The sequence below is a fragment of the Candidatus Thiodiazotropha sp. AKAK3 genome (assembly GCF_058244645.1).
Window position 1 is genome coordinate 39,777 of record NZ_JBSYOQ010000071.1, and the last position, 25,513, is coordinate 65,289.

General features: G+C 44.4%; 27 protein-coding genes. 11 read left to right on the forward strand and 16 right to left on the reverse strand.

Annotation, left to right across the window (positions count from 1 at the left end):
* Positions 1–119 precede the first annotated feature (119 nt).
* Both phaR and AC4IE7_RS18790 read right to left on the reverse strand, forming a co-directional pair.
* A complete protein-coding gene (gene phaR, locus AC4IE7_RS18785; protein ID WP_490778404.1) occupies positions 120–575 on the reverse strand; it encodes a polyhydroxyalkanoate synthesis repressor PhaR in 456 nt (151 codons plus the stop codon).
* A gap of 156 nt (positions 576–731) precedes the next feature.
* A complete protein-coding gene (locus AC4IE7_RS18790) occupies positions 732–1,916 on the reverse strand; it encodes an acetyl-CoA C-acetyltransferase (protein ID WP_490778405.1) in 1,185 nt (394 codons plus the stop codon).
* A 291-nt stretch (positions 1,917–2,207) separates the two neighbouring features.
* Here AC4IE7_RS18790 and phaE point away from each other — a divergent pair, with 291 nt between their 5' ends.
* From phaE to nhaA, 6 genes are all read left to right on the forward strand, one after another.
* On the forward strand, positions 2,208–3,299 hold the full coding sequence (gene phaE, locus AC4IE7_RS18795; protein ID WP_490778406.1) for a class III poly(R)-hydroxyalkanoic acid synthase subunit PhaE: 1,092 nt from the start codon (positions 2,208–2,210) through the stop codon (positions 3,297–3,299).
* A 56-nt stretch (positions 3,300–3,355) separates the two neighbouring features.
* Complete coding sequence (locus AC4IE7_RS18800; RefSeq protein ID WP_490778407.1) at positions 3,356–4,426, forward strand: class III poly(R)-hydroxyalkanoic acid synthase subunit PhaC; 1,071 nt, start codon at positions 3,356–3,358, stop codon at positions 4,424–4,426.
* A gap of 349 nt (positions 4,427–4,775) precedes the next feature.
* Entirely contained in the window at positions 4,776–4,940 is a 165-nt protein-coding gene (locus tag AC4IE7_RS18805; protein WP_490778408.1) for a hypothetical protein, read from the forward strand.
* 58 nt (positions 4,941–4,998) lie between these two features.
* Positions 4,999–5,757: an electron transport complex subunit RsxG gene (rsxG, locus tag AC4IE7_RS18810; protein ID WP_490778409.1), complete on the forward strand. Its 759-nt coding sequence runs from the start codon at positions 4,999–5,001 to the stop codon at positions 5,755–5,757.
* Positions 5,754–6,290, forward strand: a complete 537-nt coding sequence (locus AC4IE7_RS18815) for a glutathione peroxidase (RefSeq protein WP_490778410.1) — start codon at positions 5,754–5,756, stop codon at positions 6,288–6,290. The genes rsxG and AC4IE7_RS18815 overlap by 4 nt, the downstream gene beginning before the upstream one ends.
* Positions 6,291–6,683: 393 nt before the next feature.
* Positions 6,684–7,898, forward strand: a complete 1,215-nt coding sequence (gene nhaA, locus AC4IE7_RS18820) for a Na+/H+ antiporter NhaA (RefSeq protein WP_490778411.1) — start codon at positions 6,684–6,686, stop codon at positions 7,896–7,898.
* A 114-nt stretch (positions 7,899–8,012) separates the two neighbouring features.
* Here nhaA and AC4IE7_RS18825 read toward each other — a convergent pair whose 3' ends face one another.
* Positions 8,013–9,341, reverse strand: a complete 1,329-nt coding sequence (locus tag AC4IE7_RS18825) for an ABC1 kinase family protein (protein ID WP_490778412.1) — start codon at positions 9,339–9,341, stop codon at positions 8,013–8,015.
* Between the two features lie 56 nt (positions 9,342–9,397).
* On the reverse strand, positions 9,398–10,360 hold the full coding sequence (locus AC4IE7_RS18830; protein ID WP_490778413.1) for a complex I NDUFA9 subunit family protein: 963 nt from the start codon (positions 10,358–10,360) through the stop codon (positions 9,398–9,400).
* 160 nt (positions 10,361–10,520) lie between these two features.
* Here AC4IE7_RS18830 and AC4IE7_RS18835 point away from each other — a divergent pair, with 160 nt between their 5' ends.
* Positions 10,521–10,976: a peroxiredoxin gene (locus AC4IE7_RS18835; RefSeq protein WP_490778414.1), complete on the forward strand. Its 456-nt coding sequence runs from the start codon at positions 10,521–10,523 to the stop codon at positions 10,974–10,976.
* Positions 10,977–10,984: 8 nt separating this feature from the next.
* Here the strand turns inward: AC4IE7_RS18835 and AC4IE7_RS18840 are convergent, their stop codons facing one another.
* The 8 genes from AC4IE7_RS18840 to AC4IE7_RS18875 form a co-directional block, all read right to left on the reverse strand.
* A complete protein-coding gene (locus AC4IE7_RS18840; protein ID WP_490778415.1) occupies positions 10,985–11,740 on the reverse strand; it encodes a competence/damage-inducible protein A in 756 nt (251 codons plus the stop codon).
* A gap of 175 nt (positions 11,741–11,915) precedes the next feature.
* Entirely contained in the window at positions 11,916–12,371 is a 456-nt protein-coding gene (locus tag AC4IE7_RS18845) for a PAS domain S-box protein (RefSeq protein WP_490778416.1), read from the reverse strand.
* Between the two features lie 244 nt (positions 12,372–12,615).
* Positions 12,616–13,182 (reverse strand): chalcone isomerase family protein, encoded by a 567-nt coding sequence (locus AC4IE7_RS18850; RefSeq protein WP_490778417.1) that lies wholly within the window; start codon positions 13,180–13,182, stop codon positions 12,616–12,618.
* Positions 13,175–13,654, reverse strand: coding sequence for a DUF3833 domain-containing protein (locus tag AC4IE7_RS18855; RefSeq protein ID WP_490778418.1), 480 nt, complete (start codon positions 13,652–13,654; stop codon positions 13,175–13,177). The genes AC4IE7_RS18850 and AC4IE7_RS18855 overlap by 8 nt, the downstream gene beginning before the upstream one ends.
* A complete protein-coding gene (locus AC4IE7_RS18860; RefSeq protein ID WP_490778419.1) occupies positions 13,641–15,005 on the reverse strand; it encodes an MFS transporter in 1,365 nt (454 codons plus the stop codon). Before AC4IE7_RS18860 ends, AC4IE7_RS18855 begins: the two co-directional genes overlap by 14 nt.
* A gap of 4 nt (positions 15,006–15,009) precedes the next feature.
* A complete protein-coding gene (locus AC4IE7_RS18865) occupies positions 15,010–16,224 on the reverse strand; it encodes a class I SAM-dependent methyltransferase (RefSeq protein ID WP_490778420.1) in 1,215 nt (404 codons plus the stop codon).
* Positions 16,221–16,991 carry a DUF1365 domain-containing protein gene (locus tag AC4IE7_RS18870; protein WP_490778421.1) on the reverse strand — a complete coding sequence of 257 codons (771 nt, stop codon included), beginning with the start codon at positions 16,989–16,991 and terminating at the stop codon, positions 16,221–16,223. The genes AC4IE7_RS18865 and AC4IE7_RS18870 overlap by 4 nt, the downstream gene beginning before the upstream one ends.
* A gap of 3 nt (positions 16,992–16,994) precedes the next feature.
* Positions 16,995–18,344 (reverse strand): NAD(P)/FAD-dependent oxidoreductase, encoded by a 1,350-nt coding sequence (locus AC4IE7_RS18875; RefSeq protein ID WP_490778422.1) that lies wholly within the window; start codon positions 18,342–18,344, stop codon positions 16,995–16,997.
* Between the two features lie 198 nt (positions 18,345–18,542).
* Between AC4IE7_RS18875 and AC4IE7_RS18880 the strand changes: the two genes are divergently transcribed.
* The 3 genes from AC4IE7_RS18880 (at position 18,543) to AC4IE7_RS18890 (ending at position 20,363) form a co-directional block, all read left to right on the forward strand.
* The gene (locus AC4IE7_RS18880) at positions 18,543–19,319 is read left to right on the forward strand and encodes an SDR family NAD(P)-dependent oxidoreductase (protein WP_490778423.1); all 777 of its coding nucleotides are present in this window, start codon (positions 18,543–18,545) and stop codon (positions 19,317–19,319) included.
* Positions 19,316–19,753, forward strand: coding sequence for a nuclear transport factor 2 family protein (locus AC4IE7_RS18885; RefSeq protein WP_490778424.1), 438 nt, complete (start codon positions 19,316–19,318; stop codon positions 19,751–19,753). The genes AC4IE7_RS18880 and AC4IE7_RS18885 overlap by 4 nt, the downstream gene beginning before the upstream one ends.
* Positions 19,754–19,859: 106 nt before the next feature.
* On the forward strand, positions 19,860–20,363 hold the full coding sequence (locus tag AC4IE7_RS18890; RefSeq protein ID WP_490778425.1) for a Crp/Fnr family transcriptional regulator: 504 nt from the start codon (positions 19,860–19,862) through the stop codon (positions 20,361–20,363).
* 486 nt (positions 20,364–20,849) lie between these two features.
* Here AC4IE7_RS18890 and AC4IE7_RS18895 read toward each other — a convergent pair whose 3' ends face one another.
* The 3 genes from AC4IE7_RS18895 to AC4IE7_RS18905 are packed head-to-tail and all read right to left on the reverse strand — an operon-like array spanning position 20,850 to position 24,216.
* Positions 20,850–21,812, reverse strand: coding sequence for a YbgA family protein (locus tag AC4IE7_RS18895; protein WP_490778426.1), 963 nt, complete (start codon positions 21,810–21,812; stop codon positions 20,850–20,852).
* On the reverse strand, positions 21,809–23,287 hold the full coding sequence (locus AC4IE7_RS18900) for a cryptochrome/photolyase family protein (RefSeq protein ID WP_490778427.1): 1,479 nt from the start codon (positions 23,285–23,287) through the stop codon (positions 21,809–21,811). Before AC4IE7_RS18900 ends, AC4IE7_RS18895 begins: the two co-directional genes overlap by 4 nt.
* Positions 23,284–24,216 carry a MerR family transcriptional regulator gene (locus tag AC4IE7_RS18905; RefSeq protein WP_490778428.1) on the reverse strand — a complete coding sequence of 311 codons (933 nt, stop codon included), beginning with the start codon at positions 24,214–24,216 and terminating at the stop codon, positions 23,284–23,286. Before AC4IE7_RS18905 ends, AC4IE7_RS18900 begins: the two co-directional genes overlap by 4 nt.
* A 333-nt stretch (positions 24,217–24,549) precedes the next feature.
* Here AC4IE7_RS18905 and AC4IE7_RS18910 point away from each other — a divergent pair, with 333 nt between their 5' ends.
* On the forward strand, positions 24,550–24,939 hold the full coding sequence (locus AC4IE7_RS18910) for a group II truncated hemoglobin (protein ID WP_490778429.1): 390 nt from the start codon (positions 24,550–24,552) through the stop codon (positions 24,937–24,939).
* Positions 24,940–25,004: 65 nt separating this feature from the next.
* Here the strand turns inward: AC4IE7_RS18910 and AC4IE7_RS18915 are convergent, their stop codons facing one another.
* Positions 25,005–25,427, reverse strand: coding sequence for a hypothetical protein (locus AC4IE7_RS18915; RefSeq protein WP_490778430.1), 423 nt, complete (start codon positions 25,425–25,427; stop codon positions 25,005–25,007).
* Between the last annotated feature and the right edge of the window lie 86 nt (positions 25,428–25,513).

The following is a 25,513-nucleotide window of genomic DNA, read 5'->3' on the forward strand; positions in this document are numbered from 1 at the left end:
ACAAAGATTTTTTTGTCTGTAACTGAGGTGGATCTGGTTGGCTAATCAGTTATATTATTATTAATAATAAAAACAATGGGTTATATTTCAATGTGAATTGAGCTGAATTAGCTCATAGGCTACTTATCTTCCTTTTTTGAAGCTGAAAAACCAGCTGCAGCAAAAAAATCTTTCTGCATATCCGACCACATTTTCATGTTGTTTTGAGCCAGGTTGGTCATTGCGCTAAATGGATCTTCACCCATATTCTTCTTGATCTGTTCCTGCTGTGCTGTGAACAGCCCCAGACTCTGCTCGAGGTAGTTACCGAAAATACCCTGCAGCGTGCCGCCATAGAAGCGGATGATTTGAGAGAGCATATCGGCGGTGAAGAGTGGTTTGCCACCAGATTCACTCTCCAGAATGATCTGTAGCAGTATGGAACGGGTGATGTCATCTTCAGTGGTGGAGTCGATAACTTTGATCAACTCACCGCCGACAATCAGCTGACGGAGTTGGGTCAGAGTGATGTATTTACTCTGCTCTGTATCGTATAAACGACGATTGGGATATTTTTTAATAATGCGATCTGTCATATTTCTGCTGCTATGGCTGATAATTCGATCCGACCAGTTTACAACATTCTAAGCATTGAACAGAATGATTCTTTGGATTGAGTGAGGAAATAATGACTTGTGTGTGAGTAAGCGCCTCCCCCAGGAGGCTGATAAGCGCTCCGGGGGAGTCGTCAGTTAGACTTTTTCGACTGCCAGTGCGACACCCTGACCGCCACCGATACAGAGGGTTGCCAGTCCTTTTTGGCTGTTACTCCGCTTCATTTCATGCAGCAGGGTGACCAGTACTCGACATCCGGAGGCGCCGATTGGGTGACCCAGAGCGATAGCGCCACCGTGAACATTTACCTTCGCCTTATCCCAGCCCATCTCTTGATTGACGCACATGGCTTGGGCTGCGAAGGCTTCATTGGCTTCAATCCTGTCCAGATCATTGGTAGTCCAGCCAGCTTTCTCGAGACATTTTGTCGAGGCAGGGATAGGTCCTGTACCCATAATTGCAGGATCAACACCTGCTGAGGAGAATGCAACAATCCGGGCCAAGGGGGTGAGACCTAATTCCTGGGCTTTACTCTCAGACATAACCAGTACCGCTGCAGCACCATCATTCAGTCCTGAAGCGTTACCGGCAGTTACAGTGCCCTCTTTGGAGAAAGCAGGGCGCAATTTGCCGAGGGATTCAGCAGTGGTTCCGGCACGAGGGAATTCGTCACGATCGAAAACCAGTGGCTCACCTTTGCGTTGAGGAATCTCGACAGGGACGATTTCGTCATTGAAAACCTGGTCGTTGAGGGCGCTCTCTGCTTTCTGTTGGGATGCAGCGGCAAACTCATCTTGAGCTTCCCGGCTGAAACCGAACTTGTCGGCAATGTTTTGAGCAGTAGTACCCATGTGGTAGTTATTGAAGGCATCCCACAGGCCATCCTTGATCATGGTGTCGACCAGTTTCCAGTCACCCATTTTGCTTCCGTTACGAGAGTTGGGCAGGACATGTGGCGACATGCTCATATTTTCCTGACCACCAGCCACAACAATCTCGGCATCTCCACAGGCAACTGCCTGCATTGCCAAGTGGACAGCCTTCAGGCCGCTACCGCAAACTTTGTTGATGGTGAGGGCAGGGGTCTCTACCGGAAGGCCGGCTGCGATACTTGCCTGGCGCGCAGGATTCTGGCCTGTTCCTGCGGTTAGCACCTGTCCAAGAATTACTTCATCGACCTGATCAGGCTTAACGCCACTCCGTTCCAGCAAGCCTTTAATGACGGTAGCACCAAGTTCATGTCCTGGGATCTTGGCCAGGCTGCCACTGAATGTACCGATGGCGCTACGGGCTGCTCCTACGATGACTATGTTTTCGCTCACGTTGGGTAATCCTCATAATTTTTAGTTTATTGATCTCTGTCAGTCTCACTCAAAGACAGACGCTTGGCGGCTTTGGATAATCGCACTGCACCATGATTAGGCCAACCGTAGAACATGTTTTAACAAAAAATGTTGCAGCGCACAAATTTTATTGCTAGCTTAGTGGGTATGAGTGTTCACTGCTGGGTTTTTATAGTCCTTTGTCTTTAATCAGACAAGCTTATGTGACAAATAGCAGTTCAACCCAAATGAGACACAAAGACCAAAGTGACATAACGACGAGACAATACCATGAGTGAATCAGCGTTTTGGAATGATGATTGGATGAAAGTCCAGCAGCAGTATTGGGAGAACTGGACTGATATGAGCCGTAAGGCGATGGGTATGGAAGCACCTAAATCTCCCATTGAAAGTGCCATGGATCACTGGTGGCAGGCGGTATCCCCCTCTACCAGCGATATGACCGGTAACTTTATGGGCAAGATGATGGAGCAGACTAAAAGCTACTTCCGCCTGGCTGAGGGTTACTACGGCAATGCCCAGAACAGTACTAACTGGATGGATGCTGCGAATCGTACTGTCAGTGACCTGCAAAAGATGTTCTCGAACAGTCTGGAGGGTGTCTTTAACGGCACAGAGAGTGCTGGCGACGACGCCATGCACAAAATGATGGCATTTTGGGAAATGCCGATGGATAACTGGCAGCGGATGGTCTCCTCTCTCTCTTTGATGCCGGGGGATTTGTTGAGAAATATGCCGAGTCAGGATGGCCTGGAACGCTTTCTGAGCGCACCCGGACTTGGCTATATGCGCGAAGAAGAGGGGCAGTATAAAAAACTCACCAATTCTATGATGCAGTATCAACGCAATCTGGGTGAGTACATGCAGTTCTTTTCCAACCTGGGATTGCTCTCCGCCAATCGCATGAAGGATAAGATCCAGGAAGTGGCAGAAAGCGGCAAACAGATCGATAGTGCCCGCGGACTATACGATCTATGGGTCAGCAGTAGTGAAGAGGTTTATGGCGAGCAGGTCATGACCCCGGAATACGCGAAGATTCATGGCTCTCTGGTCAACAGTCTTATGAAACTGAAGCAGCGCATGGGACATGTGGTTGATGAAACTCTGGGTGGATTGAATATGCCAACCCGTCGAGAACTTCGCACCCTTCAGGATCGTTTGCAGGAGTCCCGTCGTGAATCCAAGTCGATGAAGGCTGAGATCGAATTGCTCAAAGAGCAGATGATTGAATTACGCTCGATGGCAACCAGTAAGCCTAAACAGGCTTCTGCGGAAGCAGCGGTGAAACCTGCGCCTGCTGCCAAGAAAAAAGCCAGCGTGAAAAAGAAAGCCACAACCAAAAAGGCTCAGCCTAAAAGCTGAAGCACCCGAACTTTATCACTGTGAAGATCACATGATAGGAATTGAGGAGAAGAGACGTGCAACCATTTAATATCCGGCCAGACCAGATGGCCGAAGAGATGCTCGACTACAGCCGTAAACTTGGCAAAGGTGTCGAAAATTTGCTGAATGCGGAGAAGATTGATGCTGGGGTTACTCCCAAAGTCGAGGTCTATTCCGAGGATAAATTACGCCTCTATAGATACGAGTCGCCTGCCGATGTGGTTCAGAGTTCGGTGCCTACACTAATCGTCTATGCGCTGGTGAATCGCCCCTATATGACCGACCTTCAGGAAAATCGATCTACCGTAAGAAATCTGCTGGCAGCAGGCCAGGATGTCTATCTGGTGGATTGGGGTTATCCCGATGAGGCAGATCGTGCGCTCACAATGGATGACTACATCAATGGTTATCTGGATCGCTGCGTCGATGTCATTCGCAAGCGCCATAAATTGGATAAAATCAACCTTCTGGGGATTTGCCAGGGAGGTGCATTCAGCCTCTGCTACTCTTCTATGCATCCGGACAAGGTAAAAAATCTGGTTACCATGGTAACCCCGGTAGACTTCAAGACACCGGACAACATGCTCTCTGCATGGGTACAACATATGGATGTCGACCTACTCATCGACACTTTGGGTAATGTACCGGGAGAGTTACTCAACTGGACATTTCTCTCGCTCAAGCCTTTCAGTCTTACCGGCCAGAAATATCTGAGCATGGTGGATGTGCTGGAAGATGAGGACAAACTGAAAAACTTCCTGCGCATGGAAAAGTGGATCTTTGACAGTCCTGATCAAGCTGGTGAGACTTTCCGTCAATTCACTAAAGACTTCTACCAGAAAAACGGTTTCCTGGAGGGGGGCGTAACTATTGGTGATCGTCAGATTGACCTGAAAAATATCACCTGTCCGGTACTCAATATCTATGCTGAGCAAGATCATCTGGTTCCACCCGATGCATCCCGTGCACTGCGTGACAGAACCAGCAGCAAAGACTATACCGAACTCTCTTTTCCTGGTGGCCACATCGGTATTTACGTCAGTGGAAAAGCTCAGAAGCAAGTCCCTCCTGCAATCGGCCAGTGGCTGGATGAACGGATAAAATAGTTTTACTTATGATCCTCCGCCGGTAGTCTCTACCGGTTTTTCGGGGTGCTGCCAAGCACCCCTTTTTTTTGGCACCAGATTTGGTCTGCTCTCTATATGCCTCCCTTTCGTTAATAATCCAGTGGTTAAGTTACCAATATTTGTGTTTATCCTGAATGCTGTACAACTTTTAAGTGAAGATTGAAGAAAGAGTGGTGATTTGTTAAGAGATATCCAGTCTGCCTGAAAGTACCCTGTTTTTTACAAGGCATTCACTACTGGACATTGGTCAGATAACTACTAAAGTAATATTTGTACATGTTGTGTACAAGAATATACTTTAAATATTATGCAAATTCCGAGGTGTAACATGAGTGGATACGAGAGGCAGATTCAAGAGACAGAACGATTCTATGATCAACAGATGCATATCATAGAAGAGAGTGGGGCTGAAATACTGAGTTCAGTTGTGCCCGGCAGCCGACTCCATGAAATAATCCATAATCCGATTGATGAAGGTATTGATGAAGGCTGATTGTCAATATTCGCCTGATGGGTTTTGAAATCAATTATCAGTATGTAGTGCAAATGTAATGAACAGACTACCAAGTCACTTCTACAAACTGATTTCGACAGGTCTGACTGTTGGAATTTTCACTGCAATTGGGGTAACGATGGTGAGTTTGGTCCATCAGGTTACAGCCGAACAGATATTTGAAAATCAACGGGAAGCCACCCGTCAGGCGTTTAATCAGGTGCTTGAGTCGGAGCGATATGATAATCACCCATTTGATCATCCGATAAAACTAGAATCAGCTGAATGGATCAATGGTGGAGAGCCTGTCACAGTTTATACTGCAACATTGAAAGGTCATCTTATCGCTACATTGCTGAGTGTGGAAGCCCAACATGGGTATAACGGTAAGATAACCCTGCTAATGGGCATATTGGCTGATGGAACCCTTTCTGGTGTTGAGGTAGTGGCGCACCATGAGACACCTGGCCTGGGTGACAAGATTGAGTCGAGTCGATCTGATTGGTTGAAGCAGTTTCATGGTCATTCTCTAACTTCGCCAAAACAAGATGATTGGGGTGTTAAACGTGATGGTGGAGAGTTTGATCAGATCACTGGAGCAACAGTGACCTCAAGGGCTGTGATTAAATCCCTTAAAAAAGCACTGACCTACATACAGCAAGAAATACCCAGCCTGTTAAATGAATTACCTGATAAATCAGGGAAAACACTAAATAACAAACATATCAGTGATATAATTAGCTGGACTGGAAATCGCTCTCGGTGGGAATCTCTAGATAAAGATTCGATGCACTCAAGCGGAAATCTGATGATATGATGAGAATAATATTAATCATGATGTTGCTGGTAACCCACCAGGTCAGTGCTGAAAAATGCCCTGATACGCTCAATTTTGACAAACGTAAACTTGCTGATGATTCTCAAATTAACCTTTGTGATGCCTATTCTGGAAAGGTTGTACTGATTGTAAATACAGCAAGTAAATGTGGGTTTACTCCCCAGTATGATGGTTTGGAACAGCTTTACCATACTTACAAAGAGAGAGGACTGGTTGTATTGGGTTTTCCCAGTAATGATTTTGGTTCCCAGGAACCTGGGAGCGAAAAAGAGATTCAGTCTTTCTGCCGAAATACCTACAGCATAGAGTTTCCGATGTTCGAAAAGATAGTTGTTCGCAAAGGAAATGCTGATCCTCTATATCAAGAACTTGCGCGCCAGGCGGGAGAGTATCCAGCTTGGAATTTTCATAAATATCTACTGAACCGCGAAGGTGAATTAATTGGGAGTTTTCCCAGTCAGATTAAACCTGAAAGTCAGCAGTTGGTTAGTGCGATAAAAGAGCTGCTTTAAAGAATATAAGGTAACTTGTTAGTTAATCAGAGATCGTCTTCTGCTTTGTCATTCTGACATTGCGACGAATAATATTCTATTGGTTTACTCTATCTTAACTGTTTACATGCATGGTTTTAGAGGCCACTTTGTCTATTTTTCTGCTCTCCCAGAAGTTTCTTCTTAAGCAATAATTTATCATCGGCTCATGAAGGAACTGACAAGCTATAATAAAGTATCCTTCAAAGCATGCCAGCTAAGTAAAATTACTCTGTAAGCCAAACCCATTTTGTTGGACAATAGTGATCAGCAACAGAACACTACACCTGTTTAGTTTGACCTGTTTTGATTGGGTGTATAAATAAAAAAACTGAAGTTACTCATCTATAGAGATGGCTGGGGTACTGAATAATCATGAATAATAATCAAGTATATGCAAAAGAGTTTTCTGAATGGATTCAGGACTTTATGCGAAGGGACTCTGCAAGTGGCATTATCCTGATTTTTGCAGCTGTGTTTGCCATGTTGTTGGAGAACTCACCCCTGAACTGGATCTATGATTCTCTGCTGAATACCCCTGTTGAGATTCGAGTCGGTGCTCTGCACCTGGCCAAGCCACTGCTTTTATGGATCAATGATGGCTTAATGGCTGTATTTTTTATGCTAATTGGCTTGGAGGTGAAAAGGGAGTTTCTAGAGGGGGAGTTGTCACGTATTGATCAGATTGTTCTACCTGGTTTGGGGGCAATTGGTGGGATGCTGGTTCCTGCCGCCATCTATTTTGCCTTTAATGTGGGAGACCCCATCGCACTGAGTGGCTGGGCTATCCCTGCCGCGACTGATATCGCCTTTGCACTGGGCATTCTGTCATTGGCTGGAAATCGGGTGCCTGTCTCATTGCGTGTGTTTTTAATGGCCCTGGCAATTTTTGATGATTTGGGAGCGATCATTATTATTGCTATTTTTTATACTGCTGACCTCTCCCTCTCCAGTTTGATTGTGGCTATTACCGCGATTTCGACTCTTTTTCTATTGAATATTAAGAATGTAACGCGCTTATCCGCCTATTTGGTTGTTGGGGTTATACTCTGGATAGCCGTATTGAAGTCGGGTGTTCATGCCACACTAGCTGGTGTGGTACTGGGTTTAATGATTCCAATTAAAGATCCTAAGGATGAAAGTCGCTCCCCCTTAAGGGAGGTTGAACATGGCCTGCATCAATGGGTAGCGTTTCTTATCTTGCCGGTATTTGCCTTTGCCAATGCAGGGGTTTCACTTTCAGGCTTAAGTGTTAGTGATTTACTTGAACCCATACCTTTAGGAATAGCTGCTGGGCTGTTTCTGGGTAAACCCTTAGGCATTCTTCTGTTTTGTGGAGTGGCAGTTTTGTTGGGCTTTGCTCAGCTACCCACTAGAGCAAGTTGGTCTGGATTTTTTGCGACTTCGGTGTTGTGTGGGATTGGATTCACTATGAGTCTGTTCATTGCTTCACTGGCATTTGAGCAGAGTGGGGAGGGTGCGGTGATTATGGGTGACCGGATTGGTATTTTACTGGGGTCAGGGCTTTCTGCCGTGGTTGGATTAGTGTTGCTTAAGTGGTTCAACCCATCAACTGCAGGGAATAAATAACCAGGGAATCTCTGAGCAAGTCACAAACCGGCCTCTTGTCGCGAAAATGTACTGTTTCCGTGACTATTAACCCTGAAGACGACATACTTAGTCGCCGGGTTAATAGAACTGGCCCTAGGATAAAATATCAAGAATCAGGGCACGCACATCAACCTTGGCCTTCAATCGTACACATGCCAGGTAGAGTCCTGCCAGTTTACGATGTAGCATCAGAACATCATGTGGTGGCAGGTGCCAATAGTGTTGATTTAGACGAAGATAAATCACCTGTTCGCTCATTCGCGTCATCAAATCCGAGTTTGCAAAATCGTAGCTTCCATTCTGTCTCATAGGTTCGGCGACATGCTTCAATAGATTGCAGATCGCAGAACGGTAGAGTTCCGGTGCTTGAGGATCTAGATAACCCACTTCGATTGCAGCCTGTTCCACTTGTTTTATATCATCTTCCAATAAACTGCTCAGTAAGTTGTGGAAGGCCATAATGCGAGTTTTTTCATAATATCGAACAGCGCCAAAATCAAGCAGTCCTAATTGTTCAGTTTTATCGTCATATCGATAGTTCGCAAAATTCGGGTCGGTTTGAACCATGCCCCAGCGAAAGGTTTCTTGAAGTGAAAGCCATGTTAGTCGATGGGCAACTGCATTTTTAATCTCCGATGAGTGTTGAGTAAGCTGATCCAAGGGTACTCCTGGTATGAAATCCATACACAGTACTTCTCTTGTTGTCATATCATCAACCGGAGTAGGTAGTTTGAATCCAGTTACAGATCCCAATTGCACTGCATATGACTTTTGGTTTACTGCTTCCTGAAAATAGTCTGCTTCCTGGTGTAGTTGTTGTTTTGTTTCGACAAGTAAGCCATTGACATTCAGTTCTTCTGGAATCATTCGAAGCAACTTTAGTAGGGATGCGACATTATCTACATCGCTATCTATGCTTTTACGAATGCCAGGGTACTGGATTTTAATTGCCAGGTGTCGCCCCTGTTTCGTTATCGCTTCATGCACTTGCCCGATCGAGGCTGCAGCAATTGGGGTAAAGTTAAACCGTTTGAACTGACGATCCCAATCTTTTCCCCAGTTCTGCTCAAGTACCTGGGCTACTTGACCTAATGGCATCTGATCAGCGTCTTCGCGTAACCGTGTCAGGAGTTGACTGAATTCTTCAGGTAACAGGTCACCCGCTTCCATAGAGATCATCTGACCAAGCTTCATTGCCGCTCCACGCAACTCAGCAAGTTGTTTGGATAAACGGTTGGCATTAGCCGGTGTAAGAAGTAGAGTGGAAGGGTTCAGGGATTCCCCAGTGAACAATCGTTTCACGCCTTCAGTAAAAGCACCTCCAGCCATTCCACCTGCCAACTGGCCAAGTTTCAATATCCTCTTTCCCCGACTCTCCGGGATCTGACTTTGTGGCAGTTTTGGGAGTACGTTTTCTTGCATGATGATCGATTCCGATTTTTTCCAGTTGTTTAATACCGAATTACCCGCAAGACCCACTAGCAGGCAGGTGCAGTGTCATCTTCAGTAGCTTTATATTCACTGTTAAGATACTGAATAGTCTCTGGACAGAATGATTTTGGATCAATACTGCAAAGCTTATATATTTCGTCACCTCTACATATATTGCCTTTGGTCAACATTCGAATCTGATCTCTGCTGATGGGGAACCAGGAGTATCTATCGAGTAACATGGCTACCATGCTGGGGGCGAAAGTCGGTACGGGTAGCATCAGTTTTTCTTTACTATTTGCCTGGGCAATTAATCTGAGGATGGTTCGCCAGCTTAAATCTTCAGGGCCACCCAGAGTATAGGTTTTGCCAATGGTTTCTTGTTTTGTCAGTGACTTTGCAAAAGCCTGGGCAACATCTTCAACATGAACAGGTGAGAGTTTAAATCCGCCTGGTTCGTGAGGAATTAATCCTTCATAGAAGAGTGGCGCGGGTAGAGGTGGATCGATGATCTCCTTTTTCAACATCGATGCAAACTCCTGACGCCCACGTGGGTTACCAAAGATGACTGATGGTCTGAATATGGTCCAGTCAAGCTGGCTATGTTTCAGATTCTCCTCCGCAGCAACTTTAGTCTTTTGGTATGGTGTCAGTTTGTGGTCTATCCCGTTAGCACTCATAAGAATGAAGCGCTTTATACCCATCTCCCGGGCCAGAGCTGCAGTTTTCACTACTCCTCTGTATTGCAACTTTTCAAAGGTGATACCTTGTTCAGGAAAGGCCCTTAGAATACCGATGTTATAAATCACTGCATCAACATCTTTCAATAGCATTCTTATACTATTGTTATCTTCTATGTTACCTGCAAACCATTCCACTTGATCTCCAGCCATAGGCATCTGCTTCGGAATATGTCTGATCAGTACTCTTGGCGTATCTCCCTGTCGCACCAGTGCATCCACTAGATATTGGCCAACAAATCCAGTGCCACCTAAAATTGCTACTTTCATGTTTTGCTCCTGCAAAGGTGAACGAATAGGTATAACATTGTGACTCTGAGTTGTACAAAAAGTCACATCTTAGTTGGATAATATTGTACATAATGAGCATGCTGATCTTGTGGTTTCTATCAAGGCAATAGAGCATGACTTGTAATAGGTAATATCTGTTATGAAACTTGGTGATATGGCGGCAGAATTCATCCTCCATGATCAGACCGGTAAAGCGCATAGCTTGAAGGATTACCGTGGTCGTTGGGTAGTACTCTATTTTTACCCCAAAGATGATACACCAGGCTGTAGAACTGAAGCTTGTGCTTTTCGAGATCAGCGCTCGGTTTTTGAGGGGTTGGAAGTAGTGGTTCTTGGGGTGAGCACAGATGATCAGAGAAGCCATCAGAGATTTGCTGAGAAATTCGAGCTTGGATTTCCAATTCTATCTGATGTAGAGGGCGGAGTCGCTCAATCCTATGGTTCATTGTTTAGGTTATGGCCCTTCATTTTCGCTAAAAGGCAGACTTTTATCATTGATCCGGCAGGTAAGATTGCCGCTATATACAGAAAAGTGGATGCAAAAAACCACAGTTTGCATATTGTGGAAGAGCTGCAAAGAGTTATGCAGAAGTAACAAGTAAACTATTCAATCATTTGAAAAGGTATCTCATACTCTGCAAGTGATTTCTGTAGTAATTTAAACGCGCTATCGATATCACCGCTACCGCGTAAGCCCAGTTCGATAGTCCCTTGACTGCCAAATTTTGGAAGACTGAAAAGTTTGAGATCACTCAAGTGGAGATTCATATCATCCATAAGCGGCACGAGTGAGCTTTCTGGTGTGTTAAGCACAAGTAGCGATTTTTCCTGGAACTTACACTTGGCACCTGAATAGTAGTGTTTCAGCACCCACTCAGCCATCGGCCAGGCCATTTCTGGGAAACCTGGTAAAAAGTAGTGTCGATTGATGCTGAAACCAGGTATCTGGTTGTGTGGATTTGGAATCAGATCACACCCCATAGGGAGATCGGCCATTTTTATGCGAGTCGGATAGGCTGCTTCCCCAAATTGATCTTCGATAAGATGTTTAGCCTCGGAATGGCGTTCCAGCGTGACTCCTGATGCCTGAGCTGCACAGCTTCGAGTTAAATCATCAGGTGTTGCGCCAATGCCGCCGCAGACGAATACCGGGTGTTGTGCTGCCATAGAGAATGAGAGATGACGGGTAAGGCTCAGTTCCTCATCAGGTAGTATCCAGGATCTGATGAGTTGCTTACCATGCGCTCTGAGTAGGCTACGGAAATGGGCTAGGTGTTGGTCATTTCTGCTACCAAATAGCAGTTCATCACCAATTATGATGAGGCCGAATCTAGAGGTGGCTGATTGTGTGAAATTCATGGGCTGATGGTTGGCAATAAACTTAAGTGAGCGTGCTGGCTCTTATCCGGAAAAGCATTATGAGAATGAAGTTTGTAAATCAGTAATAATATATAGCGCTTTAAACATCTGAAATTACCACTGTTCTACAAGCGCCCAGTTTCATAAGGAGGATGAAAAGAGGTTTGAATAGTGGTCAATCCTTGCTTGTAAGTTTCTTTTCCAGCTGTTTAATGCGCTGTTTTGCCTGTTCTAATTCTTGTTCGATTTCAACTTCTTTAGTGACATCTTTTTGAATGCCGATATAGTAAGTTAGACCATCTTCAGCGCTGATAATTGGGGTAATGCTCAATTCGTTCCAAAAGAGGGAGCCATCCTTGCGGTAGTTACGAAGCCTGGTTCGGCAGGGTTGATTAGATTCAATCGCTTGGCGAATGACCTGGCGAGCCTCCTGGTCTCGGTCTTCCCCTTGAAGGAATCGACAGTCCTGATAGAGGATATCTTCCTCTGTATAGCCGGTAAGCCGTTCAAAAGCACTATTTACATATAGTAGGATAGTGTCATCACCTTCCCGTTCAGCGATCACTAATCCGTCATTGGCAGTATCCAAAGCCTGCTTGAGCAGCTGTAAACTGATCGGTAATTGCTTCATTTCTTATACCTTAACAAACAAATGCCATATGGATGTTAAGCGCATGTCAGGATCGGCATGGTTGTCGCTCTGGTTTAATTCTACGATAACCAGACAATTGATTGAAGTGGGTGGTTCAATAAAGGTGTAGAAAAAGTACTTTTGCTGCCAGAATTCTGTTGAGGAAGCTCTTTACCTGGCGGGGGTGGATGATCTTAGAGGCAAAATATGCTGGCATATAGCGAGGATATCTCGAAAGAACCTGCTATTGCCCAATCAGACTCAATCTCAATTTATCATCAATAGGATTCTGTCCTAACCATATATCCATGTATGACTCAGCAAGAATTCTGTCTGAGAGGGATATTACTTCCTGATGATTGAGCTCAAGTTTTATCTCTCCCTGGTCTGTGGAAGTCAAGGCATAGCGATCACCGGGTTGAACATCATGCATTGCAGCATGTAACCGATCCAAAGAGGGACGTATCATCTCCAGCCTGTTTTCTCCTTGCTGCTCCAATATGAATTTTTCAGCAGTTTTGCGAATTTGCGATACCTTGACAGGTACCAGGTAGTGTATTACCAGTCGTCTCTCCTGTTTGGCACTGTCTTGAGAGGTATAAAGAGCAGCTGCGTATAGGTCGATCAAGATACCCCATGTCAACATTCCTGCACCTTTAAGTTCCAGTTCACCACTATCCGTCAAAAGGTATTGATCGAAGTGAATATCTTTGATCTTCATCCCCTGGTTTGCAGATACCTGAGAACTGTAAAGCAGTGCCAGTAAAATAACAGTCAATATGCGTGATCTGAAATAAGTATGCTTAGTCATGATTTACACTCTTTCTAAAAAATAGTAGGACTTCTCCGATTTTGATACCAAACTTGGTGACTTCAGCTCTATTAACCAGTGTCTCTTCATCTATGAGAAACATCCAGTCGTTAAAATGAACTCGCCAATCCTTGTTATTGATCGAAAGGTCCATCTTATATTGCCATTGCAGGCTGCTACCGTATGCTTGCCCCTTTGCTTCACCGACAATATCCAAAGCTGTACCTGTATAGTTGTGTTTATCCACCCGGTTTATCAGCCACACCCGCTGTTGAGTAGACCCATCATCATAAACGAACGATTCTTCTAGCTTTAAGAGGTTGTCAGTGACGTTGCCAACAATCTTAACCGTGAATCTTTTGCGTAATGTTCCGAATCTATCAACAAAGACGCCCCAGGCTTGTTGCTCTCCATCGAAATACTCAAATAGATCGAACTCCGGTTGAGTTTCCAGATAGTCAATGGGTTTCATGTTGGAGCACCCTAGTGTCATCAGTAGAACCAGGCTGAGTAGCCATTTGTTGGTAAGAAATTTCACTATTAGTACTCCTTTGTAAAATTTTGAGTTGCCGGCTATTCAGTGGGAAATGCCATATCATCCAGGCTGCTGCCAGCTTGAATGGAATTGGAAGTAAGCCATAGGCGAGGATAAGCGCCTGTATGCCCTGCTCGGTTGGCAGGGTAGGGTTGAACCCATTTGATTGAACCAGGGGGTAGACAAGTCCAATGGCTAGTGCCAGTGACAGTTTCGTAGCCATACCCCACAGACCGAAGAAAATTCCTGCCCGTTCACCACCGCCATCAGCTCTGTCGATATCGATTACATCTGCCTGGATGGCAGCTGGTAGTGAGATGTCAATTCCAAGGCTGAGACCTGTCAACAGGCAGATAATAAGAAAAGGATATATTTCACCGCTAGGTAGCAGAGGTACCCAGACAAAAACAGATGCTGAGAATACCAATGCCACAGCCCACGCGGAGTGTTTCTGTATACGGTGGGACAGGGGTAACCAGATCAGTAGACCCAATAGCCCTGATGCGAAGTATACGGTGAGAAATAGCCATGTTTTGTCACTGAGTCCCAAAGCAAACTCAACATAGAGCAAAAAAAGACTGGCAGGTATGGCATTTGCGATACCGTTTAACAAATAGGCAAGTAAAAGCTTTTTTAAAGGAGCATTCTTCTTGAGAAGCTTCATCCCTTCCTTTAATCCTGTTTGTTTGCCCTCTTTTACCTGATTCGGAACTAGCAGCAATCCAGGCATGGAAAGCAGGAAAGTTACTATAAATATAATGCCGACTATTTCTAATAACTGACTGTTTTGATGGTCTGCAATCAGTAGAGGAATGGTTACTACAGTTAACGTGCCAATCAGCACATAAATCTCTCTAACTGATGTGATTTGCGATCGCCTGGTGTAGTCCGTAGAGAGTTCAGCGCCCCAGGCTGAATATGGAATAACTACCCATGTCCAGCCTGTATATAACAGTGCTGACCAAATCAGCAGATAAGCTGCGTCAGGTATGCCAGATGGAATGAAGAGCATATAGCAGGATATGATCAATAGCGGGGCGCCACTATAGATCATCAATCTTCTACGTCCGTTTTTAATATTGAATCGGTCACCCAGGTAACCTGCGACAGGATCAGAGCAGAGATCCCACAAACGTGAGAACATGAGCAGGAAACCAACACTTGCCATTCCCAAGCCAAATTCATCAGCGTAAATTGGAGGCAAAAAAATAACCAGTGGCAATCCCAAAAATGCCAACGGTAGACCAGGTAGGCCATACCACATCAGTTGTTTCCACCACTGACTCATTTTTTCATCTGCTTTTACGTAACAGAATCTGATGTAGATCCAGGCGGCCATCGCGAAAGCCGGCTTCACAATAGCTGAGATAATAACGCCACATACGGATAAAGCGTTGGTCGAATCCCTGAGCTATAACTTTATCACTAGCCTGATTGAAATTAATTTGCCACTGCTTTAGGGTTTCCGCATAATCGAGACCAAATTTATCATTTCTCTCAAGCTTTAGACCGAATTTTTCAGCTGTTTCGATTAGAGTCGAAATTGGAGGAAGCATTCCTCCAGGGAAAATGTACCTTTGTATAAAGTCAGGTTTCTCCCTGTAATCGTTGAAAACTTTTTTATCAAGGGTTATTACCTGCAGTGCTGCACTGCCACCTGGTTTAAGGTGATTGGAAATCTGTGCCATATAGTCTCCCCAATAGGCTTCTCCAACAGCCTCAAACATCTCTATGGAAACGATATGATCATACTCGCCACTGATATCTCGATAGTCAGTTAAACTTAAATTTATTTCACTGCTGAGCCCCTCATCTATGACCTTCTCATTTGCCCATGAAAGTTGGGATGGTGAAAGTGTAATTCCATCTACTTTAAACCCCTGTCTGGCGGCAGTTATTGCCAACCCACCCCAGCCGCAACCTATTTCCAACAATTTTGATCCTGGTTGAGGATCGAGTAAATCAAGGATTCTTTGATATTTGTTGTTCTGGGCGTTTGCTAGAGACTCATCCTCACTTTGGAATAAGGCGCAGGAGTAGGTCATGCTGGAGTCCAACCATAATTTGTAGAAACTATTCCCAAGGTCGTAGTGAGCCTCAATGTTTTTAGCACTGCCTTGTTTGGTATTCCGTCGAGTCCAGTGATGTAGGCGATTTACCATGTTTGACAGGCGTGAGGCTCTACGAAGTCGCGTGAATCTGTGCCTGTTTTTTGCAAGCAAATAGAGTAAACCTGTAAGGTCATGGGTTCTCCAGTCACCTGCCATATAGGCTTCTGAGAAACCTATATCACCCTTAATATACAGCTTCTTTATGAAATCTGAAAAATTAACTATCTCAATCCTCGCGGTAGCTCCTGAGGATTTGCCATTGAGGATAAAACGTCTCCCGTTAGCCGTGATTTCCAAGCTGCCATAAGCCAGACAATCTAAGCGGCTCAGAAAGTCATCAATAAGATCTATACGAGAGGTGAGTCGTTGTAGTGATTGTGTTTGTAGACTGCTCATGAGGAAATCTGCTCCTTTGGAGGTCGAGGTTTCGGGAAGAATGGCGCGCCACGCAACCATATTTTCAATGCCTGCCAATGAATCGCTGCCATGACTTTGAATGTCATCAGAGGAGTTCTAACTAATGCGGCCAAGAGGTTCCTATCATCCAGAGCATGAGATACACCTGATTGACTTGCTGTAAGCATCAGTCTGTTGTCCTGATACTCATTGATGACCACGCCGATCCGGTCGCCAGGTTTTTTGAAACTAAAATGGTACTTAGCCTGCATGCCGATGAGTGGTGAGACGTGTATTCTTTTTTCCTTTACTGCTTTGACTGGCCATGACAATGTCTCACCATGGTTATGGATCAGATAGAAATGATGTTCATTGAATGTGTTATTCACTTCACAGATCAGTGCTCTCAAACTGTTATCAAGGTGAAAGCAATACCAGATGCTGATTGGATTGAATCCATAGCCGAGTATTCTTGGAAAGCAAAGTAGTTGAATATCGCCACCTTCAAGATCTATATTTTGCTTTCTCAAAAAGTCATTGGCCCATGATTTGAGGCTGGAGCCATCTCTGGGACCATGATCTTTACGCATGAAAGAGAGTAGGTTAAAGCGATCGATTGAGAGCAGTCGCAATGATTTGATATCCTGCTCAAGTTGATCGAGATTGAGTAGCAGGCTGAACACTGGATATGAAAAACGATACTTAACCGGGAAGTTTCGTTGATGCATAACATCTGTCAAATAAATTCTGCTCGAATTAACAGGCATCGGTTAAACTCCTGCACTTCTTGCAAGTGATGCCAACTTGTCAATATTGTTCTGATACGGAATATATCTATTTTCCGTCATCCAAGGCTCACTCACGCCAAGTCTTGATGCCAGTTCTACCGATGAGCGCAAAGCGTCTTCATGGAAACCGTATCCGAAATAGCTTCCGCAATACCAGATTCTCTCCTTGCCCTGTATCTGATCCAGCATTTCCTGGGCATAGAGTGCAGCACTGTCGAATACAGGGTGGTCATATGTGATTGTTGCAACTGTGCATTCATCGCGAGGAGACTGTAGAGGATTAAGAGAGACAAAATAGTCACGTTTGCTATCCAACCGTTGCAGACGATTCATCCAGTAGCTGACGGATACATCTCTCTCTTCTATATGCTTATCATCCGATAGGTAGTTCCATGACGACCAGACTTTTCGCGACTTTGGCATCAAAGCTGAATCTGAATGTAAGTAGGCTATGTTTTCCTGGTATCGGAACTTATTGAGTAATTTAGCTTCGAGTGGTTTGGGGTTATCCAGCAATGAGACAGCTTGGTCTGCGTGGCAGGCTAAGATCAGGTTGTCGTATTTCGTTTTTTGGCCATCTTGCGTGATAACCTCAACCCCATCAGGTAGACGCTTTATGCTGACAACCTGCTGCTTTACTTTTATACGACTACCCAAAGCGGCAGACATCTTTTTTACATATTGCCAGCTACCATTGACCACGGTTTTCCATTGGGGTCGATTTTTTAAACTTATCAGTCCATGGTTATTAAAAAAGCGTGCGAAGCTGCTAAATGGAAATGAGAGCATGGTTCTTGTGGGACACGACCATATTGCTGCTGCCATGGGTAGAAGATAATCATAACGAAATTGCTGGTTGTAACCGTTCTGGTCGAGAAAATCTCCGAGACTCAAGTCGTGATTGTTATCTTCAATGTATGCCAGACAATCACGATTAAAACGCACTATCTCCCTTAACATTGATAAAAATTTAATATCGATGATATTCCGTTTCTGTGCAAACAATTTACCAAGATTGTCTCCTGCATACTCTAGTCTTCCTTTGTCGACTGAAACGGCAAATGACATATCAGTGTTTTGGGTTTCAACATCCATATATCTGAAAAGTTGTGTTAGCAGAGGATAGTTGGGTTCGTTGTAGACTATAAAACCGGTATCAACAGGTATGATCTTTCCATCCTCTTCTACTTCGACTGTGTGAGTATGCCCCCCGACATAATCATTCTGCTCATATAGATCAACTTGATACTTGTTTCTGAGCAGCCAGGCTGCACTTAATCCTGCAATCCCGCTACCTACAATGCCTATTCGATGAGTGGTTGTCTGAGTCACGTCTGTCATCCCGATTTGTATTTGTGTACAAGTGTTGTACAAAAAAAGTCAATTATCAACTACAATAGTTGTACAAGAGTGATATTGGCGGGTGCCTTTAAGTGATAAAAACAATAAATATTCAGTAAAAACAGATATATAAGATTAATCCCACTGATAATTTGTAGTTTTAGTTGTATCGAAAGCTGAGGTTAAGTTATGCAAGGTAGTCCTGAATACAGCAGATCAACACCTAAAGTTGCCTGGGTCACCGGGGGGGGGAGTGGTATTGGTCGTTCCCTTGCTTTTGCATTGAAAGATTTAGGATGGGAGGTGTTGATCTCAGGGAGAAATAGTGAGCGGCTAATTGAAACAGTCAAGGAGTCAGGTGGAGACAATATGCATCTAATTCCTCTGGATGTAACCAACAAGGGTGCAGTCAAGCAAGTTGTTGACTCTATCCAGAAAGAGTATGGGCAGATTGATCTAGCCTTTCTGAATGCAGGTGACTATTCGCCCATGAAGCTTGAAGATTTTGATTTGGATCTTTTTCATAAGCTAATCAATGTCAACTATCTTGGTGTGGTAAATTGTCTTTCAGCGCTGCTGCCTGATATGCGCAGGCAACATAGAGGTGAAATACTGATTACCGCAAGCTTGTCAGGCTATTGCGGTCTGCCGGGGGCAGCTCCCTATGGAGCCAGTAAGGCAGCATTGATCAGTTTAGCTGAATCTCTTCATCCGGAATTGATCAGGGAAGGTGTCTCTTTACGTTTGATAAATCCGGGGTTTGTGGCCACCGAGTTAACAGACAAGAATCGTTTTAAAATGCCACTTTTGATTACTCCTGAAGAAGCAGCAAAGGCGATTATGAAAAACCTTCCATCAGGTAACTTTGAAATCAGATTTCCTACTGGTTTTGCACTTATTATGAATTTTTTAAAGTTTCTACCCTATTCACTCTATTTTCTGCTTATGCGGAGGCTCTTGAAATGAGTGACATTGAAGATTGGCTTTCTCGATATAAGGAATTCTTTGAACATATAGATAATGATGGATTGAAGGACTGTGATCGCCTGTTCAGTGATCAGGTAAGATTTAAAGATCCATTCAATGATGTCAGAGGAGTTGCAGGTGTAAAAAGAGTATTTCAACACATGTTTAATGTTTGTGAAACGAGCCGTTTCGAAATTCATAACTATTGCGGACATGGTGATGTGGGTTATATCTCCTGGACTTTTCACTACCTTGTGAAAGGCAAATTGGTGCAGCAAAGAATTGAAGGTCTGAGTGAGGTGAAATTCAATCCTAAGGGAGAGGTGATTGAACATATAGATTATTGGGATTCGGGTGAGTATGTGTATGAAAACCTCCCTGTTATCGGTTGGGTGCTGAATAAGTTGCGTAATCGTTATCTTCGTGCTTCTTGAATTCAGTCATTTTTTTACTTTGATGCCTTATATTAAGGTGCCGGGTTAATAGTTTATCTAATTCCATCTAAACTAATGATATATTGTCAAAGCAATGGGGCGGCATATGCATCAATCGAGAATCAGCATGCTTCAGAGTATGCCTATCTTTGGTGGGGTTAGTGAGTCCACGCTGGATTTTTTACTTAAAAACGCCTCTCTAATTGAGCTCGAAAAAGAGCACTATTTTTTCGAAGAGGGAGATCTCGATAATTCGATCTATATCCTGGAGCAGGGACGTGTTGCTATCTATAGAACCTGGCGAGATAAGCTCTATATGCTGAGAGAGCTTAGTTTGGGTGACTGTTTTGGTGAAATGGCATTGATGGATTGCAAACCACGCAGCGCTGCCGTCAAGGCCTTGGAAAGTTGCCGTGCGATTCAGATCAAGGCAGCTCAACTGGCTGAGCTTTACGGTATGGATCATGAACAGTATCTGTTGATCTATATGAATCTGGGGCGTGAGGTGTGCCGCCGTTTGAGTGAAGCGGACCACAGGCTTTTTATCAATCGATTCTCACTTGATTCGTGTAGCGATGCCAAGCCCGATCAAGCCCAGGGCCATCAGTAACAGCAATAGAGGTTGCACCAAAGCACCGTTATTTTTATCTCGGAAAAGAGTTATACACTTTTTGTCTGCTTGGAGGGGTGTTTTGCATTCGCTACTCTTTAGTGCGGTCTTTGAAAGGATTGAAAAATACTGAATTGTACCCTCATACAGCAGGGATGGATCTGCTTGCGGGATAGGTTGATTGTCTATTAGATGGCCGCTCTGTGCCATGCCAGAAGCACTGGTTATTAAGATGAGAAATAAGATGAAATTGCGAAAGTAGCCCATATTAGACGTTTAGGCCTCTCTAGTGTGACGCACCACACTAGGTTAACGATGTCTCGATACGCTTCTCTTAGAAATTAGCTGCAAGTAAAGTGCCACAGAATATATCTGTCTGGAAATCAATAACCTGTGCAGTGTTTAATAAGGCATAAAACTACAATGTGTAAAATTTCCCGACGAGAAATCAGTCACAACGGGTTTAGGGTGGTTTTAAAAGAGTCTCTACAATCCATTTCGCAATCCAAGTTTTTCAGGATGTGGCTGCAGATAGACTTGTCTCGACATATAGTTGTCGGGATGTAATCTGAAATAGTGCTTAAACAGAGTCATCGGTACGATCAATGGGGTTTCTTGCCGACGATAAGCTTCAATACAAGCAATAAGCTCAACTTTATCCTCAGAACTGATACGCTTTTTCAGATATCCCATGATATGTTGCAAAACATTCACATGGCGACTTCGATTGACCCGCCGTTTCAGGGTTTGCATCAACTCTTCGATATACAATTCTGCAATATTATTCAGTTCATTGTCAGCGAAATTCGATAGTAGTTGTCCGAGCCTCTGATATGAAGCTTGTGAATGGGCCATAACCAGATATTTATGGTCGGTATGAAAAGCAATCAGTTCAGCAGCAGTGAGTCCCTTTTGGCGTAGTAATTGCCAATGGTGATAGACATAGATTCGATTGATAAAGTTTTCGCGTAGAACCGGGTCATTAAGCCGACCCTCTTCTTCAACTGGTAACAATGGTAATTCGTCGATCAGAACTTTTGCAAAGATACCGACGCCTTTACTAACTGAGTGCGTTCCTTTTTCTGCATAGACCTTAACCCGAGACATTCCGCAACTCGGTGAGCTCTTTTTTAGAACATAGCCACTCAAATGGTGAAGGTGCCTGGTCTGTTCCAGGGCATAAACTTGCATCTTATCAGTCAATTCTATACTTGGGTCTTTAACCCCGACAAGGCGAGGGTTTTCAGGTTCACCTACCAAGCGAATTGTGGGGCGTGGGACACCAAGACCAATTCCTGTTTCTGGGCAAATAGGTAGATAATCGACATGTTCCTGTAGATTGCTAACAATGAAATTATCTCGTTTGTGGCCACCATCATAGCGGACTTGATGTCCCAATAAGCAGGCGCTTACACCGATAGTCGGTTTTTTTGGTATCGGCTCATTCATTTTCGTGCATATCTCTTGCTGCTGAGATTTTTAATCGTTTCCCAACGTTGTAAAGCCTCTTTTCTGGATAGTTGTAAGTCAACTATAGGCTTAGGGTAGGTTTTGCCAAGTCGGATCTCTGCATTGAGTAGTACTGACATATCTGCCTCCCAAGGCGCATTTAAATATTTATTAGGTAATAAACTCAATTCAGGGAGCCAACGCCGTATGTACTCTCCCTGGGGATCGAAACGTTGTGACTGACGCACCGGGTTGAATATTCGAAAATAGGGTGCGGCATCTGTGCCAGACCCTGCGCACCATTGCCACCCAAAGGAGTTATTCGCGCAATCAGCATCCACCAGTGTATCCCAGAACCACCTTGCGCCTTGCAGCCAGTGTATGCCTAAATTTTTAGTCAGAAACGAGGCAACGATCATGCGAACCCGATTGTGCATCCAGCCTGTTTGCCAAAGTTCACGCATACCTGCGTCCACAATGGGGATGCCGGTCTTTCCCTGCTGCCAGTACTGTAATAATTTTTCGGCTCGCTTGCCCTTTCGCCACGGGTAGTTTTGGAAGCGTGGATCAAAAGGGTGTAGATCGGTATCAGGGAAGTGTATAAGCAGGTTTTGAGCGAATTCACGCCATACCAGCTGACGAATATATTGTCCGGGGCTACTATCAGCGTGGCTTGTAGGGTCAGTTTCAAATCTGCTTTCTATCCCATTGATGATCTGTAGTGGGCCAATTTCACCGAAATGGAGATGGGGTGAGAGGCGGGACGTCTCTTCAAGGTCTGGCCTGTTACGTCCCTCAGCGTAGCTGTTGATCGACTTATCAAGGAAGTGCTGAATCTGCTTCAAGGCCCCGTGTTCACCGGGTTCCCAATAATCCTTGAAATGCTCATACCATTGAACTTCAGGCAAAAGCCCCAAGCTTTGCAGTGATATTGACTTAATCAGCTTTGGTGGGGGTGGGATCTTTTTTGGGGCTGGTAATGGAGCTCTTGTCGACAATCCCTGTTTCAGAACAGCACGCCAGAATGGAGTGAAAAGACGATAGCAGCCTCCATCGAGACGACGTATCGGAGGGCCATCTGTCAGTTGGCTATTATTGAAGATAGTGCAGTTAATCCCTGATTTAGATAGATGCTTACTGACCCGGTTGTCCCGTTGTATAGCTATCGGCTCAGGTAAGCTATTGAAGAAGATCTCTTTAGAAGCATGGGTAATAGCCAGTTTTTTTAAGACGGTTTGGCTCTTTCCCCGTGCGATTATCAGATTTGAACCTCGCTGTCGAAGTGATGAGTCGAGTGCAGTAAGACTTTCATGCAACCACCAGTTTGAAGCAGCACCAGGGCTCCAGGGAGCCTCTTCACCAGGGGTATGTATATAGACCGGTATCAACTCGTTGGCGTGTTCTAATGCTGCTTGTAAGGCTGGATTGTCTGTCAGTCTAAGATCCCTTCTGAACCAGAGTATGGCAACGGTCATGAGGATGGTTCTTCTGGCACTCTATCGCTGATCTGATTAACGGCTGCCGCTAAATCTGCTACCAAAGGTATAGCGCCAGCCTCTAGAATTTCAGTTTGATGCGTTTGAGCAATAGTTCCCCCGACAAACACCGGTTCAGCCAATTTTTGAACCAACCCAGGCAAATCTGTTTGTAATAGAGCGGATGGTGGTTCTAAACTGCCGTAGAGGACCAATGCACTACAATGAGACCGGTCTACTACAAGCGGTATCTGCTCCAGGGCCATGTTGGGGCCAAGCAGTATTGGCCTATAACCCTGAGTCATTGCTTTTAAACTGAACAGCAGTAATTCGACTTCGCTGAATTCGTTCGGCAAGCAGGCACCAAGCACCCTTTTTCCATGGCTATTTGTCACCTGGTGATGAAAACGCGCCCCCAGCTTATTGCGTAAATAGGTTTCAAAAAAGCGAATTTCCACCTCTCCTAAGGGCTCACTGTTTCGTCTTTGGCGAAGTTCGTGAAGTAGTGGCTGAATAAGCAGTCGCGTTACCAGTTCGATAGGGTAGAGGGAGAGGGCATCGTTGTAACTGTTATCCAATACGATCTCATCAAACTCAGCAATAGCCTGAAGCATTCTGCTGCGATAACTGCTCCACGCATCACGCTCTTCAGTTTTTACGGGCTCCAGGGCTAGAAGAGGAGAGGTGCTATCAGCAAGCATGTGCCTGACCTGACCTATTGATATGCCCTTGTCGATAAGACCTATAATCCGGCGTATCAGCTGGATATGTTCATCCGTATAGAGCCTGTGACCTTTCGGGGTTCTTTCTGGCTTTATCAATCCATAGCGACGCTCCCATGCTCGAAGAGTCACTGGATTGATGCCCGTAAGTTCGGACACCTTGCGAATTGGGTAATAACCGCTGGTATATGAGGGTTGTTCTTTCATGAACATTACACATTATCTAAAATAGTTGTACATAGTGTACAATATTATTTGTGGAATAGTAGCTAAATAATTACACTAAGAAATAGGGGCTTTGTTCAGACAGATAAAGAACCACTACTTTTTATTAATCATTGCCAGGGATTAGCTCAAAAACCAAGAATGGTCATTTCAAGACGTATAAACTATTCATCAGGCATCACTATCACAAGATGTCATTAAATCAAAATTGATGATTCTTCTTGTATCAGTTTGGCTTCTCTGTTCTATTTGCCATTCCGGCCAATGTGGCTGGAAATGTTTCTTTTGGGATATTTTTAGAAGGTGTTTTAAGTCATGCATTCCGTAACAACGCCCTATGAAAAAATAGGTGGTGAAAAAGCCGTGCGTGAACTGGTAGATCGATTCTATGACATTATGGATGAGCAGGAGGATCTCACTACATTGCGTGAACTGCATGCTAAAAGTCTTAGAATGTCGAGGGAGAAACTGTTTCTTTTCCTGTCAGGCTGGCTCGGTGGGCCTAATCTCTATGTTCAGAAATATGGCCACCCCAGGCTTAGGGCAAGGCATCTGCCTTTTAGTATTGGTATAGTGGAGAGGGATCAGTGGCTCAACTGCATGAAATCAGCCATGGCGCAGATGGGACTGGATGAGAAGTTCCAAAAGGAGTTGTTCCAGGCATTTTCAAACACTGCAGACTTTATGCGGAATCGTTCTGAATAGAGTCGTATCTACTGATACTTTGAATCTCAGTGTCATATATTAATAGCAGGATCTTTAAATCCTAATCAATTTATCCAGACACCTTTTTGAGAGTACCATGCTTTATCGATACGCCAAGTGACCTTGTCTATGTCATCACGACTGAGCACTAACTTACGAACCTTGCCTTGAATGGCTCCCAGTCGCTTTTGCGCCGCAATCATTTCCGGATCCTGCTCACTTTTCTGACTGAGACCTGGATTGATCATTGCCAGAAATTTTACCGCAGGTACAGCGTTGGTTCTTGGCGTGGATATAATGGCAGTAGTCCCTCGGATCTCAAATGCTTTGAAGCGGTAGGGATAGGCGGAAAGTTCAGCATCCTTTTCCAGCATAGAATCAATCTCACTTAAACGAAAATCGAGCGTAGATACCCATGCAAGTAGTCCTAATGCTACTACACTGCCAAGAATACCGGCATAGATTTTTGTACCTCTATCTAGATTCATTGTGCCACTCCTGAAAGTGACAGAATACGAAGGGTAAAAAGGAGTATCAATGATAATCCTCATACAAATCTGAGCATATTCAGTGG